Annotated in this window: 14 protein-coding genes; 9 read left to right on the top strand and 5 right to left on the bottom strand. The window is 71.6% G+C overall.

Going from position 1 to position 15,967, the window contains the following annotated elements; all coding sequences use genetic code 11:
• The first annotated feature begins 81 nt into the window (after positions 1-81).
• From ACI2L3_RS07820 to ACI2L3_RS07805, 4 genes are all read left to right on the top strand, one after another.
• Complete coding sequence (locus ACI2L3_RS07820) at positions 82-2,610, top strand: ATP-binding cassette domain-containing protein (RefSeq protein ID WP_404751435.1); 2,529 nt, start codon at positions 82-84, stop codon at positions 2,608-2,610.
• 131 nt (positions 2,611-2,741) lie between these two features.
• Positions 2,742-3,116, top strand: a complete 375-nt coding sequence (locus tag ACI2L3_RS07815) for a helix-turn-helix transcriptional regulator (RefSeq protein WP_404751905.1) — start codon at positions 2,742-2,744, stop codon at positions 3,114-3,116.
• A 10-nt stretch (positions 3,117-3,126) separates the two neighbouring features.
• On the top strand, positions 3,127-3,549 hold the full coding sequence (locus tag ACI2L3_RS07810; RefSeq protein ID WP_404751434.1) for a VOC family protein: 423 nt from the start codon (positions 3,127-3,129) through the stop codon (positions 3,547-3,549).
• An 84-nt stretch (positions 3,550-3,633) separates the two neighbouring features.
• Positions 3,634-4,815 (top strand): MerR family transcriptional regulator, encoded by a 1,182-nt coding sequence (locus ACI2L3_RS07805; RefSeq protein ID WP_404751433.1) that lies wholly within the window; start codon positions 3,634-3,636, stop codon positions 4,813-4,815.
• Positions 4,816-4,955: 140 nt separating this feature from the next.
• On the opposite strand, the gene ACI2L3_RS07800 is transcribed toward ACI2L3_RS07805, so the two are convergent.
• Positions 4,956-5,330 carry a winged helix-turn-helix transcriptional regulator gene (locus ACI2L3_RS07800; RefSeq protein WP_404751432.1) on the bottom strand — a complete coding sequence of 125 codons (375 nt, stop codon included), beginning with the start codon at positions 5,328-5,330 and terminating at the stop codon, positions 4,956-4,958.
• Positions 5,331-5,388: 58 nt separating this feature from the next.
• Between ACI2L3_RS07800 and ACI2L3_RS07795 the strand changes: the two genes are divergently transcribed.
• Positions 5,389-6,279, top strand: coding sequence for an NAD(P)-dependent oxidoreductase (locus ACI2L3_RS07795; protein WP_404751431.1), 891 nt, complete (start codon positions 5,389-5,391; stop codon positions 6,277-6,279).
• Position 6,280: 1 nt separating this feature from the next.
• On the opposite strand, the gene ACI2L3_RS07790 is transcribed toward ACI2L3_RS07795, so the two are convergent.
• Both ACI2L3_RS07790 and ACI2L3_RS07785 read right to left on the bottom strand, forming a co-directional pair.
• Positions 6,281-7,432, bottom strand: a complete 1,152-nt coding sequence (locus tag ACI2L3_RS07790) for an alkene reductase (protein WP_404751430.1) — start codon at positions 7,430-7,432, stop codon at positions 6,281-6,283.
• Positions 7,433-7,598: 166 nt separating this feature from the next.
• Complete coding sequence (locus ACI2L3_RS07785; protein ID WP_404751429.1) at positions 7,599-8,183, bottom strand: TetR/AcrR family transcriptional regulator; 585 nt, start codon at positions 8,181-8,183, stop codon at positions 7,599-7,601.
• A 147-nt stretch (positions 8,184-8,330) separates the two neighbouring features.
• Between ACI2L3_RS07785 and ACI2L3_RS07780 the strand changes: the two genes are divergently transcribed.
• Positions 8,331-8,996 (top strand): peroxiredoxin-like family protein, encoded by a 666-nt coding sequence (locus tag ACI2L3_RS07780; RefSeq protein WP_404751428.1) that lies wholly within the window; start codon positions 8,331-8,333, stop codon positions 8,994-8,996.
• Positions 8,997-9,115: 119 nt separating this feature from the next.
• Positions 9,116-10,168: a PHB depolymerase family esterase gene (locus ACI2L3_RS07775; RefSeq protein WP_404751427.1), complete on the top strand. Its 1,053-nt coding sequence runs from the start codon at positions 9,116-9,118 to the stop codon at positions 10,166-10,168.
• Between the two features lie 24 nt (positions 10,169-10,192).
• On the opposite strand, the gene ACI2L3_RS07770 is transcribed toward ACI2L3_RS07775, so the two are convergent.
• Entirely contained in the window at positions 10,193-11,188 is a 996-nt protein-coding gene (locus ACI2L3_RS07770) for a helix-turn-helix domain-containing protein (RefSeq protein WP_404751426.1), read from the bottom strand.
• 110 nt (positions 11,189-11,298) lie between these two features.
• Here ACI2L3_RS07770 and ACI2L3_RS07765 point away from each other — a divergent pair, with 110 nt between their 5' ends.
• Together ACI2L3_RS07765 and ACI2L3_RS07760 are read left to right on the top strand one after the other, a co-directional pair.
• On the top strand, positions 11,299-12,210 hold the full coding sequence (locus ACI2L3_RS07765; protein WP_404751425.1) for an NAD(P)-dependent oxidoreductase: 912 nt from the start codon (positions 11,299-11,301) through the stop codon (positions 12,208-12,210).
• Positions 12,211-12,376: 166 nt separating this feature from the next.
• Positions 12,377-13,852 (top strand): peptidoglycan D,D-transpeptidase FtsI family protein, encoded by a 1,476-nt coding sequence (locus ACI2L3_RS07760; RefSeq protein WP_404751424.1) that lies wholly within the window; start codon positions 12,377-12,379, stop codon positions 13,850-13,852.
• Between the two features lie 15 nt (positions 13,853-13,867).
• Here ACI2L3_RS07760 and ACI2L3_RS07755 read toward each other — a convergent pair whose 3' ends face one another.
• Positions 13,868-15,931: a HelD family protein gene (locus ACI2L3_RS07755; RefSeq protein ID WP_404751423.1), complete on the bottom strand. Its 2,064-nt coding sequence runs from the start codon at positions 15,929-15,931 to the stop codon at positions 13,868-13,870.
• Positions 15,932-15,967 lie beyond the last annotated feature (36 nt).

The following is a 15,967-nucleotide window of genomic DNA, read 5'->3' as shown; positions in this document are numbered from 1 at the left end:
TCCGAGCAGCGTCTGTCAGACCCCGCGGATAGCGTGAGCCCGCACGACGCCGCGTGCCGGACTTCGATGGAGACGACCACGATGAGCAAGGCAAGAAAGACGGAACAGACACAGCAGACGGAACAGACGCAGCGGACGGAATCGCAGGATCACGCCGCCGACAGTCACGATCTGATCCGCGTGCACGGTGCCCGGGAGAACAACCTCAAGGACGTCAGCATCGAGATCCCGAAGCGCCGTCTGACGGTGTTCACCGGCGTCTCCGGTTCGGGCAAGAGCTCCCTGGTGTTCGACACCATCGCCGCCGAGTCGCAGCGGCTGATCAACGAGACGTACAGCGCCTTCTTGCAGGGATTCATGCCGACGCTCGCGCGCCCCGAGGTCGACGTCCTCGACGGTCTCACCACCGCGATCACCGTCGGCCAGCAGCGGATGGGCGGCGACCCCCGCTCCACCGTCGGCACCGCCACCGACGCCAACGCGATGCTGCGCATCCTCTTCAGCCGGCTCGGCGAGCCGCACATCGGCCCGCCCAGCGCCTACTCCTTCAACACCGCGTCGGTCCGGGCGAGCGGCGCGATCACCGTCGAGCGCGGCAACAAGACGAAGGCGCAGAAGGCGACGTTCAACCGCACCGGCGGCATGTGCACGCGCTGCGAGGGGCGGGGCACGGTCTCCGACATCGACCTCACGCAGCTGTACGACGACTCCAAGTCGCTGGCCGAGGGCGCCTTCACCATCCCCGGCTGGAAGTCGGACAGCCAGTGGACCGTGCAGGTCTACGCCCAGTCCGGCTTCGTCGACCCGGACAAGCCGATCCGCGAGTACACCGAGAAGGAGCTGCAGTCCTTCCTGTACGGCGAGCCGGTCAAGGTGAAGGTCAACGGCGTCAACCTCACCTACGAAGGGCTCATCCCCAAGGTCCAGAAGTCGTTCCTGGCCAAGGACAAGGAGTCGATGCAGCCGCACATCCGGGCGTTCGTGGAGCGGGCGGTCACCTTCACCACCTGCCCGGAGTGCGACGGCACCCGCCTCAGCGAGGGCGCCCGCTCGTCGAAGATCAAGCGGAAGAGCATCGCCGACGCCTGCGCGATGGAGATCCGGGATCTGGCCGAGTGGGTCCGCGGCTTGACGGAGTCCTCCGCGGAGTCGTCCCCGGGGCCCACCAAGGGATCCTCCACAGATGGCGCGTACGAGACCGTCGCGCCGCTGCTCACCGCCTTGCAGCAGACCCTCGACTCGTTCGTGGAGATCGGGCTCGGGTACCTCTCGCTCGACCGGCCCGCGGCCACCCTGTCCGGCGGTGAGGCGCAGCGCGTCAAGATGATCCGCCACCTCGGCTCCTCCCTCACCGACGTCACGTACGTCTTCGACGAGCCCACCATCGGCCTGCACCCGCACGACATCCAGCGGATGAACGGGCTGCTGCTGCGGCTGCGGGACAAGGGCAACACCGTGCTCGTCGTGGAGCACAAGCCGGAGACGATCTCCATCGCCGACCACGTCGTCGACCTCGGGCCCGGTGCCGGTACGGGCGGCGGCACCGTCTGCTTCGAGGGCACCGTCGAGGGGCTGCGGACCTCCGACACCGTCACCGGGCGCCACTTCGACGACCGGTCCGCGCTGAAGGAGAGCGTGCGCAAGCCGACCGGGGCGCTGGAGATCCGCGGCGCGAGCGCGCACAACCTGCGCGGGGTCGACGTCGACATCCCGCTCGGGGTGCTCACCGTCGTCACCGGTGTCGCCGGTTCCGGCAAGAGCTCGCTCGTGCACGGGTCGATGCCGGCCGACGCGGGCGTGGTGACGGTCGACCAGACCCCGATCCGCGGCTCGCGGCGCAGCAACCCCGCCACGTACACGGGGCTCCTCGACCCGATCCGCAAGGCGTTCGCGAAGGTCAACGGCGTGAAGCCGGCGCTGTTCAGCGCGAACTCCGAGGGCGCCTGTCCGACCTGCAACGGCGCGGGCGTGATCTACACCGACCTCGCGATGATGGCGGGCGTCGCCACCCCGTGCGAGGACTGCGAGGGCAGGCGCTACCAGGCGTCGGTCCTGGAGTACCGGCTCGGCGGCCGCGACATCAGCGAGGTCCTCGCGATGTCGGTGGACGAGGCGGAGGAGTTCTTCGGCGGCGGATCCGAATCCGGGAGCGGCTCCGGTGGCGGGAGCGGCTCCGGCTCGTCCGGCGAGGCGCACACCCCCGCCGCCCACAAGATCCTGCGGCGCCTCTCGGACGTCGGGCTCGGCTACCTCAGCCTCGGCCAGCCGCTCACCACGCTCTCCGGCGGCGAGCGGCAGCGGCTGAAGCTGGCGACGCACATGGGCGACAAGGGCGGCGTGTACGTCCTCGACGAGCCGACCACCGGACTCCACCTCGCCGACGTCGAGCAGCTGCTCGGCCTCCTGGACCGGCTCGTCGACTCGGGCAAGTCGGTCATCGTCGTCGAGCACCACCAGGCGGTCATGGCGCACGCCGACTGGATCATCGACCTCGGGCCCGGCGCGGGCCACGACGGCGGAAAGATCGTCTTCGAGGGCACGCCGGCCGACCTCGTCGCCTCCAGGACCACCCTCACGGGCGAGCACCTCGCGGCGTACGTGGGCGGCTGACCTGACCGCACGGCGCCCCGGGCAGCACGGTCGGCGATCACTGCCCGGGGCGCCGCGCCGTGGGTACTGTGGGCTTCGTGCCCCGTGTACCTCTCTCCGACCTCGTCCGACTGCGCCAGGCCCGCGACCGGATGGACCGCGACTACGCGCAGCCGCTGGACGTCCCGGCGCTGGCGCGGGGCGCCCTCATGTCGGCGGGCCACTTCTCGCGCAGCTTCCGCGCGGCCTACGGCGAGACGCCGTACAGCTACCTCATGACCCGCCGCATCGAGCGGGCGAAGGCGCTGCTGCGGCGCGGCGACCTCAGCGTCACCGAGGTCTGTTTCGAGGTGGGATGTACGTCGCTGGGCTCGTTCAGCTCGCGCTTCACGGAGCTCGTCGGCGAGAGTCCGAGCGCCTACCGGGCCCGCGACCACGGCGACATCTCCGCCGTCACGCCCTGCATCGCGAAACTCCGCACCCGACCGGTCAGGAACGGAGAAGCGAAGCCCGACGAGAGTCCCTAGCGTGGCTCACATGAACATCGAACTCGCACAGTGCTTCATCGCCGTCGACGACCACGACAAGGCTCTCGCCTTCTACCGCGACGTACTCGGTTTCGAGGTGCGCAACGACGTCGGTTTCGAGGGGATGCGGTGGGTGACCGTCGCGTCGCCGTCGCAGCCGGACGTCGAGATCGTCCTCGAACCGCCGCTCGCGGACCCGAACGCCCCGGAGGCCGACCGGCTCGCGGTCTCCGAGCTCATGGCCAAGGGCATGCTCCGCGGCGTCAACTTCCGCACCGACGACTGCGACGCCGCCTTCGAACGGATCCGTGCCGCGGGCGGCGAGGTCCTCCAGGAGCCGATGGACCAGCCGTACGGGGTGCGGGACTGCGCGTTCCGCGACCCGGCCGGGAACATGCTGCGCTTCAACCAGTCGCGTACGGCCGCCAAGTAGGCGGTTGACCTTCACCTTGGGGGAAGCCACAGCATCGGTGGGGCCGGGCGAAACCGCCCGGACGAGGAAGGGGGGCGGGCCGGCATGGGCACGGACACGGACACGGACACGGACACGGGGATGCTGACCATCGGGGCGTTCGCGAAGGCGTCCCGGCTGTCGCCGAAGGCACTGCGCCTCTACGACGAGCTCGGTCTGCTGCGCCCGGCCCGCGTCGACCCCGTGACCGGGTACCGCCTGTACGCCCCGGACCAGCTCGACCGGGCCCGGCTCGTCGCCTGGCTCCGTCGCCTGGGCATGCCGCTCGCCCGCATCCAGCACGTCTGCGCGCTGGACGCGGGTGCGGGCGCCGGCGCCGGTGCGGCGGCCCAGGAGGTACGGGCGTACTGGGCACAGGTCGAGGCCGAGACCGCCGCCCGGCGGGACCTGGCCGCCTTCCTCGTCGACCAGCTGTCCTGGAAGGACCCCGCCTTGTCCCACGAGACGTCCCACATCACGTCCCACAACGCGTCCCACAACGCGTCCCCTGCCACGTCCCCCGCCACCAAGCCCCTGGGCATCCGTTACGCCGCGCTGTCCGACACCGGCCTCGTCCGGGAGAGCAACCAGGACACCGCGTACGCCGGTTCCCGGCTGCTCGCCGTCGCCGACGGGTTCGGCCGCCGCGGGGCGCCCGCGAGCGCCGCGGCCGTCGACACGCTCAAGCGCCTGGAGACCGAGACCATCCCCGCCGGGGACCTCCTCAACGTCCTGGAAGACACCATCGAGCAGGTCCAGCGGGCCGTGGACGGTGTCACCGGTCCCCCGCAGGAGGAGGACGAGGACGGTACGACCCTCACCGCGATGCTCTGGACCGGCTCGCGGCTCGCCCTCGTCCACATCGGCGACTCCCGCGCCTGCCTCCTGCGCGACGGGGAGTTCTTCAGGATCACGCACGACCACACGCTGGTGCAGTCCCTGCTCGACGAGGGGCGCATCACGCCGGAGGAGGCCTCCTCCCACCCCCAGCGTTCGCTGCTGCTGCGGGCCCTCGCCCAGGGCGGCGACGCCACCCCCGACCTGCGTCTGCACGACGCCCGTCCCGGGGACCGCTACCTGCTCTGCTCCGACGGCCTGTCCACGGTCGTCCCCGACGCGGAGGTGCGGCGGGTCCTCACCACGGTCGAGGACCCCGACGACGCCGTACGCGCGCTCGTCGGCCTGGCCAACGCAATGGGCGGTCCGGACAACGTCAGCTGCGTGGTCGCCGACGTGGTGGAGCTGTAGCCACTCAAAAGCTGGAGTCGTAGCCACTTAAAAGTGGGTACTTGGCACCACCGGGTTCACCGGCGAACCTGGTGGTGCGGCGGCTCACCCGAGCCGCCGGAAAAGGCGAGGGAAGGGGTGACGGTCAATCAAGAGGCTTACTACGCCCGGCTGTTCATCGCCGCCGCCGCACCGGGCTTCTCCTCCGCCAGCCTGTCCAGGCGCCGGTGGCCCCAGTCCGACAGCGGTGCCAGCGCCTCGCACAGGTCGCGGCCGAACTCCGTGAGGGAGTAGACGGTCTTCAACGGCCGTACGTCGTACACCTCCCGGTGCACGAGACCGTCCGCCTCCATCTCGCGCAGCGCCTGCGTCAGCACCTTCTCCGTCAGCCCCGGCAGCAGCCGGAGGATCTCGCCGGGGCGGTGCGGCCCACTCTCCAGGGGCCAGAGCAGCGCCGTCTTCCACTTGCCGTCGATCACCGCGATCGCGGCGGTCACCCCGCACACGTTCGGGTCCTGAGCGCGGCTGCGCGTCACATTCGCCCCTTTCGTACACCTTTACCCGTACTCATACTCATATGAGAGTTGGAGAAGCATGTCCCCGCACAACGAACAGTCTGCCGTCACCGTCCTCGGACTGGGCCCGATGGGCCGCGCCCTGGCCGCCGCGTTCCTGGCCGCCGGGGTGCGGACCACCGTGTGGAACCGGACGCCGGGGCGGGACGACGCGCTGGTCGCGCAAGGCGCGGTGCGCGCCGGCACGGCGGAGGAGGCGGTGGCCACGAGTCCGCTGACCGTCGTCTGCGTCGTCAACTACGACGCGTCGGACGCCGTCCTGCGCCGCGACTCCGTCACCGACGCGCTCAAGGGCCGCACGGTCGTGAACCTGAGCGCCGACACCCCCGACCGGTCGAGATCCACCGCGGACTGGGCGGACCGGCACGGCGTCCGGTACCTGGACGGCGCGATCATGACGCCGACCCCGACCATCGGCACACCGGACGGCGTCTTCATCCACAGCGGTGACGCCGCGCTCTACGAGGAGCACCGCCCCGTCCTCGAGAAGCTGGGCGGCACCCACACCCACCTCGGCGAGGACATCGGGCGGGCGGCGGCGTACGACATCGCGCTGCTCGACATCTTCTGGACCGCGATGACCGGCTACATGCACGCCGTGGCGCTGGCGAAGGCGGAGGGCATCTCCGCGCGGGAGCTGGCGCCGTTCGCGAAGGGCGTCAGCTCGATCCTGCCGTCGCTCATGGACGAGTTGGCGGCGGAGGTGGACAACGGCACCTACTCCGGAGAGGGCAACCCGATCACGTCGGCCGCCTCGACCATGGCCCACGTCATCCACGCCTCCGAGGCGCACGGCATCGACGCGGGCGTCATGCGCGCCGCCGAGGGCCTGGTCCGCCGCGTCATCGACGAGGGCCACGGCTCGGAAGGGCCGACCAGGCTGGTGGAGCTGCTCGGCCGCGGCCGCTGAGTCAGGACCGGACGAGCGGCCGGTCCTCCGTCTCACGCAGGGTGGGGTAGTCCGTGTAGCCGGCTGCCCCGCCCACGTACATCTGCCCTGTGTCCCGTACGGCGTTCAGCGGCGCCCCGACCCGCATCCGCTCGACCAGGTCGGGGTTGGCGAGGAACGCGCGGCCCAGTGACACCAGGTCCGCACCGGCCGCGAGCAGCCGCTCGCCCGCTCGCCTGCCGCCGTCGGCGGGCAGCGGTCCGCCCCAGCCTAGGACCGGGTTGCCGATGAGCGTGCCCGGCCAGCTCGCGCGGATCCGCCGGAAGAGGGCGCTGTCGGGGTCGGCGAAGACCACGTGCAGGTAGGCGAGGTCGCCGATGTCCTTCAGGGCGTCGACGAGCACCGGGTAGATGTCCTCGGTGTCGCCCTCGTCGATGCCGTTGACGGTGATGCCGGGCGCGATGCGCACGCCGACCCGCTCGGCGCCGATCGCCTCGGCGACGGCCCGGACGACCTCGGCCACGAAGCGGACGCGGTGCGCGACCGGGCCGCCGTACGCGTCGGTGCGGTGGTTGGTGTTGCGGGCGAGGAACTGCTGGAGGAGGTAGCCGTTCGCGGCGTGCACCTCGACGCCGGCGAACCCCGCGTCGACGGCGCGGCGGGCGGCGGCCGCGAAGTCCGCGACGGTGTCGCGGATGTCCTCGACGGTCATCTCCCTCGGTACGACGGCGGGTTGGTGCCCGGTGGGCGTGTGGATGGTGTCCGGGAGCGGGACCGGCGAGGGCGCGACGGGCGTGAGCCCGCTGTTGTCCGGGTGCCCGACGCGGCCGCCGTGCTGGATCTGCAGGAACATCCGGCCGCCCGCGTCGCGCACCGCGTCGGTGACCCGCCGCCACCCCGCGACGTGCGCGTCGTCGTGGATCGCCGTGATGTTGGCGTACGTCTGCCCGACCGCGTTGGGAGTGGAGGCCTCCGCGATGATCAGCCCCGCGGAGGCTCTCTGCGCGTAATACGTGGCCATCACCGGCTCCGGGACACCGTCGGCGGAGGCCCGGTTGCGGGTCATCGGCGCCATGACGAGGCGGTTGGGGAGGCGGAGGCCGCCGAGGCGGGTGGGCTGGAGGAGCGGGGAGTTGCCGGTGGCGGTGGCGGTGATGGGCGTGGTCGTGGTCATGGTGTGCTCCCTGTCGCGTGGACTCGCCGCGTCACATGGACTCGCTGCGTCGTCCCGTCGGCTGCTGACAGGGACGACTCTGCTCCGGAGCGCTTCGGGACTCCTGACGGTCCGCTGACGGGACCCGGACACGACCCGGCCGGGACCCGGCCGGGACCCGAACGCATCACCCCAGCGAGGCGAGCACCGCGTCCACCGTCCGCCGCAGCACCGCCGCGTCCGCCCCGGCGCGGGAGCGGAGGTTCACCCCGTACGCGAGCAGGACGAGGGCCTCGGCGGAGTCCTCGACCGACACCCCCGGCCCCAACTGACCGGCCCGGCGCGCCGCTTCGAGCGCCGCCCGCATCGCGTCCCGCAGCCCTTCGTGATGGTCGTCCAAGAGGGCCCGGACCTCCGGGTCGGTCCGCTCCACCCCGGCATGGGCGTTGACCACCATGCACCCCCACCCCGCGTACGGGCCCTCGCAGCGCAGCTCGATGAGGGCCTCGAAGAAGTCCCGTACGCCGGGCAGCCCCCGGCCGTCCTCGGCGATGCTCCGGAACGCCCGGTGCGAGTGGTCGCGCAGGTACCGCCGCAGCGCGGCGACGTACAGCTCGCGCTTGCCGCCGAACGTGGCATACAGGCTCGAACGGTTGAGGCCCGTCGCCGTCGCCACCGCCTGGATCGACGTCGTCGCGGCGCCGTGCTGCCAGAAGAGCCGGACCACTCGGTCCAGCGCCTCGTCGGGGTCGAAGTGCTTGATGTCCGGCACGAGTTGGAGCCCCCGGCTTCCTCAGGATCCTCGGAGCCGCTTCTTGGAACGGCAATTCCAAGATAACCCTTGACGCCCTCCGCGCCCCTCGCCATCCTGAAGAAATCCTGAAACGGACGTTCCAAGTTCAGAGAGGGCCCTTCCGCCATGAGCCTCAAGGACGACCTGCTCGACCTCTACACGAACGGCCACCGCAGACTCCCCCCGGACGTCCTGGAGGTCATGGACCGGGCCGCGGCCGAACTCGCCGCGTCGGGTCTCGCCGAACGCGCGCTCACCGTCGGCGCCCCGGCCCCGCGCTTCACCCTCCCCTCGGCCACCGGCCAGGAGGTCTCCCTCGAAGCCCTGCTCGCCGAAGGTCCCGTGGTCCTGACCTTCTACCGCGGCGCCTGGTGCCCCTACTGCAACCTCGCGCTGCGCGCCCTCCAGCAGCATCAGGGCGACTTCGCCGCACGCGGCGCCCGCCTGGTGGCCGTCTCACCGCAGATCCCGGACGAGACGCTCTCCCTCACGGAGAAGGAACAGCTCGGCTTCGACGTCCTCAGCGACATCGGCTCCGACGTCGCCGAGCAGTACGGCGTCGCCTTCGACCTCTCCGACGAACTGGGCGCTCTGTACGACCGTTTGGGCTTCGACCTCGACCGGGTGAACGACGGTCACGCCCGCACCCTGCCGCTGCCCGCCACCTACGTCATCGACCGCTCGGGCACCGTCCGCTGGGCGTTCGTCGACACCGACTACACCGTGCGGGCGGAGCCGTCCGACATCCTGAACGCACTCGACGCACTCGACGCACTGGACGCGCCCGCCTGACCTTCCCCCGTGGCGCCGAACCACACCCCCCGCCCGCCCGAAGTGGCCCCGGCCCACCTCGTCACCCACGCCAAGACCCCGCAGGATGACGGCCTCCAACCCCCCTCCCGGAGGTACTCATGGCGTACCGGAAGACGCTGCGCACCCTGCTGGCCGTGGCCGCCGCCCTGCCCCTCGCGCTCGGCGGCGCGGGCGGCGCCACGGCCGCCGTTCCCTCCCCCACCCCCGGCGAACTCCGCCCGTACGACATCAGCTCGGCGTACGTGTCCGGCGTCTCGTCCGGCGGGTACCTCGCCGACCAGCTGCACGTGGCCCACTCCGCGGTCTTCGAGGGTGCCGGGATCTTCAGCGCCGGGGCCTACGACTGTGCTCAGGGCAGCGTCAACACCGCCCTGTACGCCTGCATGGACACGTTCATGCCGCGCAGGTCCCCGGCGCAGCTGGAGCAGCTGACCAGGGAGCGCGCCGCGGCCGGCCGCGTCGACCCCGTGGCGAACCTGTCCGGCGATCCGGTCTGGCTCTTCCACGGCGGCAGCGACCGGACCGTCGACCGCCCGGTCAACGACGATCTGGCCCGCTACCACCGGGACTTCGGCGCGAACGTCTCGTACGACACTTCTTCGGCCGCGGGCCACGCCTGGGTCTCCCCGCTCGGCCAGGTCCCCTGCGCCACCACCGCGTCCCCCTACCTCAACAACTGCGGCACCGACCCCCAACGCGCCATGCTCAGCCACCTCTTCGGCGCCCCGGTGGCCCCCGCCACCAGCGCACCCCTCGACGGCACCCTCACCCGCTTCGACCAGAACCGCCACGTGCCGGGCGGCAACGCGGCCGCCGTCAGCATGGGCAAGGACGGCTTCGCGTACGTACCGAAGGCCTGCGCCCCCGTGCCGGCCGGCGCGGACGGGCCGTGCCGCCTCATGGTCGCCCTGCACGGCTGCCAGCAGACGTACGGCCAGATCGGCGACACGTTCATGCGGCAGGCGCATCTGAACGAGTACGCCGACACCAACCGCATGATCGTCCTGTACCCGCAGGCCACCACGTCCCTCGACAACCCGCGCGGCTGCTGGAACTGGTGGGGCTACGGCGGCGACACCAAGTACGCCGAGAAGGGCGGCAAGCAGATCACCGCCATCATGAACATGGTCAGGCAGCTGGGCGATGCCTGATCAAGCGGCTGATCAAGCGGCTGATCAAGCTGCTGGGCGGCGGCTGAAGAACGACCGGCGGTAGTCCCCCGGCGACACCCCGACCTGCTTCAGGAAGTGGTGCCGGAGGTTGTTCGCCGTACCGAGGCCGCTCAGCTCGCCCACCTTCTCCACCGGCAGGTCCGTCGACTCCAGGAGGCTCTGGGCGCGGGCGAGGCGCTGGTTGAGCAGCCACTGGAGCGGTGTCGTGCCCGTGGCCGCGTGGAGCCAGCGGTAGAAGGTGCGCGGGCTCATCGCCGCCCGCCGCGCCAGGTCGTCGACGGTCAGCGGCCGGTCCAGGTGCGCGCGGGCCCATTCCAGTACGGGGCCGAGGCCCGCGTCGTCCGTCTCCGGCACCGACAGGTCGACGAACTGCGCCTGGCCGCCCGGGCGGTGGGCGGGCACGACCATCCGCCGGGCCAGCTGGTTGGCGACGTGTGCGCCGAGGTCGCGGCGGACCAGATGGAGGCAGAGGTCGAGGCCCGCGGTCAGGCCCGCGCTGGTCAGGACGTCACCGTCGTCCACGTAGAGGACGGAGTCGTCGACCGTGACCGCCGGGTGGCGGGCGGCCAGTTGGGCGGTGTGCATCCAGTGGGCGGTCGCCCTGCGGCCGTCCAGGAGGCCCGCCCCGGCGAGCGCGAACGCCCCGGTGCAGAGGGAGACCATCCGGGCGCCTCCCGCGTGCGCCGCGCGCAGGGCCTCGGTGAGACCGGCCGGCAACGGCGCCCCCTCCTCGACACAGGCGTCCGGCACCGAGGTGACGACCACGGTGTCGGCGCCTTCGAGGCCTTCGAGGCCGTACGGGGTGCGGAGGGCGAGCCCGAAGTCGCCGCCGCTGGCAGCACTTTCGCGCGTCGCGCACAGCCGCAGGTCGTACCAGTGGTCGGACAGGTCGGGCTGCGGCTTCCCGAACACGGTGAGCGGGATGCTCAGCTCGTACAGGTCCCAGGACGGGAACCCGATCTCGTCGGCCACGACCACGGCTACGGAACCAGCGCTCATTCCGGGAGCGTACGACGATCCGGCCCCCACGCGACCCCTGGCAGGAATTTGGTGTCCGCCGTCACTACTGTCACTGTCAGGACCGGCGCCGCCCTGCGAGCGTGATCCCCATGAACGCACAGAGCACAGACACCATCCCCACTCCCGCCCCCGTAACCGTCATAGGCCTCGGCAACATGGGTTCCGCCCTCGCCGCCGCCCTCCTGGACCGCGGTCACCCCACCACCGTCTGGAACCGCTCCCCGGAGAAGGCGAAGCCCCTGGCCGACCGCGGGGCGCACGTGGCCGCGACCCCGGCGGAGGCCGTCGCCGCCAGCAACCTCGTGCTGGCCTGCGTACTCGACTACGACGCCCTGCGCACCGTCCTCGACCCGACGGCCGACGCGGGCGGCCTCGCCGGGAAGTCCCTGGTCAACCTCACCTCGGGGTCGCCGGAGCAGGCCGACGCGATGGCCGGCTGGGCGGCCGCGCACGGCGCGGACTACCTCGACGGCGGCATCATGACGACGCCGCCGGGCGTCGGGAACCCCGAGATGATGTTCCTCTACAGCGGATCGGAGGCGGTCCTCACGTCCCACCGACCCGTCCTCGCCGCGCTCGGCGATCCGCTCTACCTGGGCGCGCGGCCGGGCCTCGCCTCGCTGTACGACTCCGCCCTGCTCGGCCTGATGTGGGCGACGTTCACCGGCTGGCTGCACGGCGCCGCCGTGGTGTCCGCCGACGGTCCTCCGGCCACGGACTTCACCCGGGTCGCCCTGCGCTGGCTGACCGGCGCCGTCTCCGGATTCATGACGACGTACGCGCCGCAGGTGGACGCCGGGCACTATCCGGGCGACGACGCCACCGTCGACGTACAGATCGCGACGATCGACCACCTCGTCCACGCCGCGCGGGCGCGGGGCGTCGACACGTCGCTGCCGGAGCTCCTGAAGGCGACGATGGAGCGCGCGGCGGCCGCGGGGCACGGACAGGACAGCTACGCGAGCGTCATCGAGGTGCTGCGGGCCCCCACCACCCCGTAACCGCCCCCACCACCCCGTAACCGCCCCCGCCACCCTTAGTAGTTGCCCCGTAGTCGCCCCGCCGCCCTGTAGCAGGCCCGTTACGCGGGTTCCTCTCCCGTGCCGGAGCGCGAGCGGTCAGGATGTACCGGAAGAGTCCGCTCACCGGCACCGGGGGGAGCCACCGATGAACCGTCCGCTGCGGCACATCGCCGTCTTCTGCGGAATCCTCACGCTCGCGCTGCTGCTGCGGGCGACGTGGGTGCAGTTCGCGCGGAACGACGAGCTGTCCAACCACGCCAGCAACCGCCGCGTGCAGATCGAGGCGTTCTCCCATCCCCGAGGCGACATCATCGTCGGCGGCAAGTCCATCACCGGTTCGAAGAAGACGTCGGGCACCGACTTCGCGTACAAGCGGACCTTCAAGGAGGGCCCTATGTACGCGCCGGTGACGGGTTACTTCTCGCAGGCGCAGGGCGGCACCTTCCTGGAGGGCGTCCACAACGGCATCCTCAGCGGCAACGACGACCGGCTCTTCATCAAGCGCACCCTCGACATGCTGACCGGCGAGAAGCAGCAGGGCGGCGACGTCGTCACGACCATCGACCCCGAGGCGCAGAAGGCCGCCTACAACGGTCTGGTGAACCTGAACGCCAAGGGTGCGGTGGTCGCGCTCGACCCCCGCACCGGCAAGGTGCTGGCCATGGCGAGCACCCCGTCGTACGACCCGTCGGTGTTCGCGGGCATCTCGTCCGAGGAGGGCAGGAAGTTCAAGGAGCTGGAGAAGCGGAAGGACAAGCCGCTCAGCAACCGCGCGCTGCGCGAGATCTACCCGCCCGGCTCCACCTTCAAGATCCTCACCGCGGCCGCAGCCCTCGAACACGGCGTGGTGACGGACATCGACAAGCGGACCGGCGCCGAGACCCCGTACAAACTCCCCCTGAGCTCCACCCGCATCGGCAACGACGTGCCCGACGCCAACTGCGACAAGGTGTCGATGAAGACCGGCATGCAGTGGTCCTGCAACAACGTCTTCCTCGACATCGCGCTCAAGGTCGGCAAGGACAGGATGCGCGAGACGGCGGAGAAGTTCGGGTTCAACGAAGAGCAGTTCATCCCCGTACGCGCGGTGGCCAGCAGCTATCCGGAGGAGCTCGACAAGCCGCAGACCGCGCTGACCGGCATGGGCCAGGGCAGCCTCACCAGCACGCCGCTGCAGATGGCGATGGTGACGGCGGGCCTCGCCAACGACGGCAAGGTCATGAAGCCCTACCTCGTCGAGGAGTTGCGCGGCCCCGACCTCTCGGCGATCGAGAAGGCGTCGCCCGACCCGCTGAACCAGGCCGTCTCCGAGAAGACCGCGAAGACGGTGCAGGAGATGATGGAGAACACCGTCGAGAACGGCACCGCGAACAAGGCGCGGATCGACGGCGTCACGGTCGGCGGCAAGACCGGCACGGCGCAGCACGGCACGGACGTCAACGACGAGCGCCCGTACGCATGGTTCGTCTCCTACGCCAAGAACAGCGAGGGCGAGTCGCCCGTCGCCGTCGCCGTGTTCGTCGACCCGTCCAACATGGACATCCCGCGCTCGGAGATCGCCGGCGGCAAGCTGGGCGCGCCGATCGCGAAGGCGGTCATGGAGGCGGTCCTGGACCGCTGAGCCGGCACCCGGGGATCACGCGTCCCAGGGCAGCGGCCTGCTGTGCAGTACGTCGAGCCGGGACACCGCCCGGGTCAGGACGACGTACAGCCGGTGCAGGCCGCGCGGTTCGGCCTCCGCGATGTCGGCGGGCTCGACGGCGACGACATGGTCGTACTCGAGACCCTTGGCGACGGAGGCGGGCAGCACGGTCACCCGCGCGCCCAGCTCGTCGGGGCCCGCGCTCCCGATGCCCGCCGCGTCCAGCGCGGCGCGCACCCGCCCGATGCGGCGGTCGGCGGCGATGACGCCGATGGTCCCCTCGCGCCCGAGCGCGGCCCGCACCGCCCCGACGACGCCGGCCTCCACCTCCGCCGCCTCACCGACCTGACGCACCCGCAACTCCCCGTCAGCGCGCAGCGACCGGGCGGGCGGCACGTCCACGCCGAGCCGCCCGAGCAGCTGGTTGGCGAGCCCGACGACGGCGCGCGGCACCCGGAACCCGGTGGTCAGCGGCGTGACCGTGGCGTCCGGCTTGCCCAGGTGGGCGAGGAGCTCGGGCCAACTGCGGGCCGCCCACGGGGTGGTGGCCTGCGCGAGGTCGCCGAGGACGGTCAGCGAGCCGAAACCGGCGCGGCGCGCGATGGCCCGGCACTCCATGGGCGACAGGTCCTGCGCCTCGTCGACGACGATGTGCCCGTACCCCGCGGGCCGTTCGAGCAGCCCCTCGATCTCGTCCATGAGCACCAGGTCGGCGGCGCTCCACTTCGCGGACTTGTACGAGCGCGGGGGCGCGGCCCACAGGATGGCCCGCTGCTCCGCGTCGTCGAGTACGCCGTCGGCCGCGGCGGCGAGCGCGCCGGCGTCACCGAGCAGCCCCGCAAGCACCTCGTCGGCCCGCACCTTGGGCCAGGCGGCGTCCACGAAGGCGCTGACGGGGCGGGCCCGGCCGATCTTCTGCAGCCAGGTGTTGTTCCGCGGCCCCGACCGCCGCTCGGCCTGCTCCTGAATCGCGCGGACGGCCCGGCTCCGCACGCGTTCGCGTCCGACCGCGTACGGCGGCTCCTCGCCCCGTACGTCCTCGATGATCCGCTCCAGCTCACCGAGCGGCACCCGCCAGCGGTACGAGCCGTCCGGCACCGCGAGGGCGTCCGCGGGCGGCGCGACGCGGGAGTACAGCGCGCGCCGCAGCACCTCGGCCATCCGGGCGTCGTGCTTCACGAGGGCGGCGGCCGGGTCGTCGTGGGCACGTACCGGATGCCGGGCGATCTCGTCCTCGACGGTGGACTGCCGTACGCCGGTCTCGCCGAGGGAGGGCAGCACCTCGGCGATGTAGCGCAGGAAGGTCCGGTTGGGCCCGAGGATGAGCAGCCCGGAGCGCTGGACGCGCTGGGGGTACGTGTAGAGCAGATACGCGGCACGGTGCAGCCCCACGGCGGTCTTGCCGGTGCCGGGCGCGCCCTGCACACAGACGGAGGCGGCGAGGTCACCGCGTACGAGGTCGTCCTGCTCGGGCTGGATGGTGGCGGCGATGTCGCGCATGGGCCCGACGCGGGGCCGCTCGATCTCCCCGGCGAGAATGCGGCTCTCTTCCCTGCTCCCGCCGCTCTCGCTCTCCCCCTCCCCCTCCCCCAGGTGCTCGTCCTCCATCCCGGTGAGGTCGGCGGAGTCGCCCTTGCTGCCGGGCGCCCAGCCGAACCGGCGGCGGACGGCGACGCCCTGCGGGTCACGGACGCCGGCCTGGTAGAAGGCGCGGGAGACGGGGGCGCGCCAGTCGACGACGAGGGGCGGGGCGGAGGGGTGCTCGGTGATGCGGAGCCGCCCGATGTAGTACCGCTGCCCGCGGTGATCTCCGGCTTCTTCCTCCTCCCGGCCGAAGTCCAGCCGCCCGAAGAAGAGCGGCGCCTCGGGAAGCTCGCGCATGGCTTTGGCGTGGCTTCGGAACTGATATCCGAGCACTTCGGCATCGGCCCCGGACGCGGACACGTCCGCCCCGCCGGCCACTTGTTCCTCTGCACCCTCGACCATGCCGGTGAGGGCGGCGCGGCAGGCGTCGTGGTAGCTGCGTTCTCTGGCGAGGGCATCGGATGTGAACGTCATGGACATCAGCGTAACCAATAACGTAACCGAGTAAAG

The organism is Streptomyces sp. NPDC029674 (assembly GCF_044903205.1).
GTDB lineage: Bacteria > Actinomycetota > Actinomycetes > Streptomycetales > Streptomycetaceae > Streptomyces.
Note: the sequence above shows the minus strand (reverse complement) of the source record. Positions and strands in the feature narration are given on the sequence as shown.

What these genes read in the sequence shown, in the direction of transcription:
- ACI2L3_RS07820 (WP_404751435.1), top strand. Translation starts at nt 82, where the DNA reads ATGAGCAAGGCAAGAAAGACGGAACAGACACAGCAGACGGAACAGACG.
- ACI2L3_RS07815 (WP_404751905.1), top strand. Translation starts at nt 2,742, where the DNA reads ATGGACCGCGACTACGCGCAGCCGCTGGACGTCCCGGCGCTGGCGCGG.
- ACI2L3_RS07810 (WP_404751434.1), top strand. Translation starts at nt 3,127, where the DNA reads ATGAACATCGAACTCGCACAGTGCTTCATCGCCGTCGACGACCACGAC.
- ACI2L3_RS07805 (WP_404751433.1), top strand. Translation starts at nt 3,634, where the DNA reads ATGGGCACGGACACGGACACGGACACGGACACGGGGATGCTGACCATC.
- ACI2L3_RS07795 (WP_404751431.1), top strand. Translation starts at nt 5,389, where the DNA reads ATGTCCCCGCACAACGAACAGTCTGCCGTCACCGTCCTCGGACTGGGC.
- ACI2L3_RS07790 (WP_404751430.1), bottom strand. Translation starts at nt 7,432, where the DNA reads ATGACCACGACCACGCCCATCACCGCCACCGCCACCGGCAACTCCCCG.
- ACI2L3_RS07780 (WP_404751428.1), top strand. Translation starts at nt 8,331, where the DNA reads ATGAGCCTCAAGGACGACCTGCTCGACCTCTACACGAACGGCCACCGC.
- ACI2L3_RS07775 (WP_404751427.1), top strand. Translation starts at nt 9,116, where the DNA reads ATGGCGTACCGGAAGACGCTGCGCACCCTGCTGGCCGTGGCCGCCGCC.
- ACI2L3_RS07770 (WP_404751426.1), bottom strand. Translation starts at nt 11,188, where the DNA reads ATGAGCGCTGGTTCCGTAGCCGTGGTCGTGGCCGACGAGATCGGGTTC.
- ACI2L3_RS07765 (WP_404751425.1), top strand. Translation starts at nt 11,299, where the DNA reads ATGAACGCACAGAGCACAGACACCATCCCCACTCCCGCCCCCGTAACC.
- ACI2L3_RS07760 (WP_404751424.1), top strand. Translation starts at nt 12,377, where the DNA reads ATGAACCGTCCGCTGCGGCACATCGCCGTCTTCTGCGGAATCCTCACG.
- ACI2L3_RS07755 (WP_404751423.1), bottom strand. Translation starts at nt 15,931, where the DNA reads ATGACGTTCACATCCGATGCCCTCGCCAGAGAACGCAGCTACCACGAC.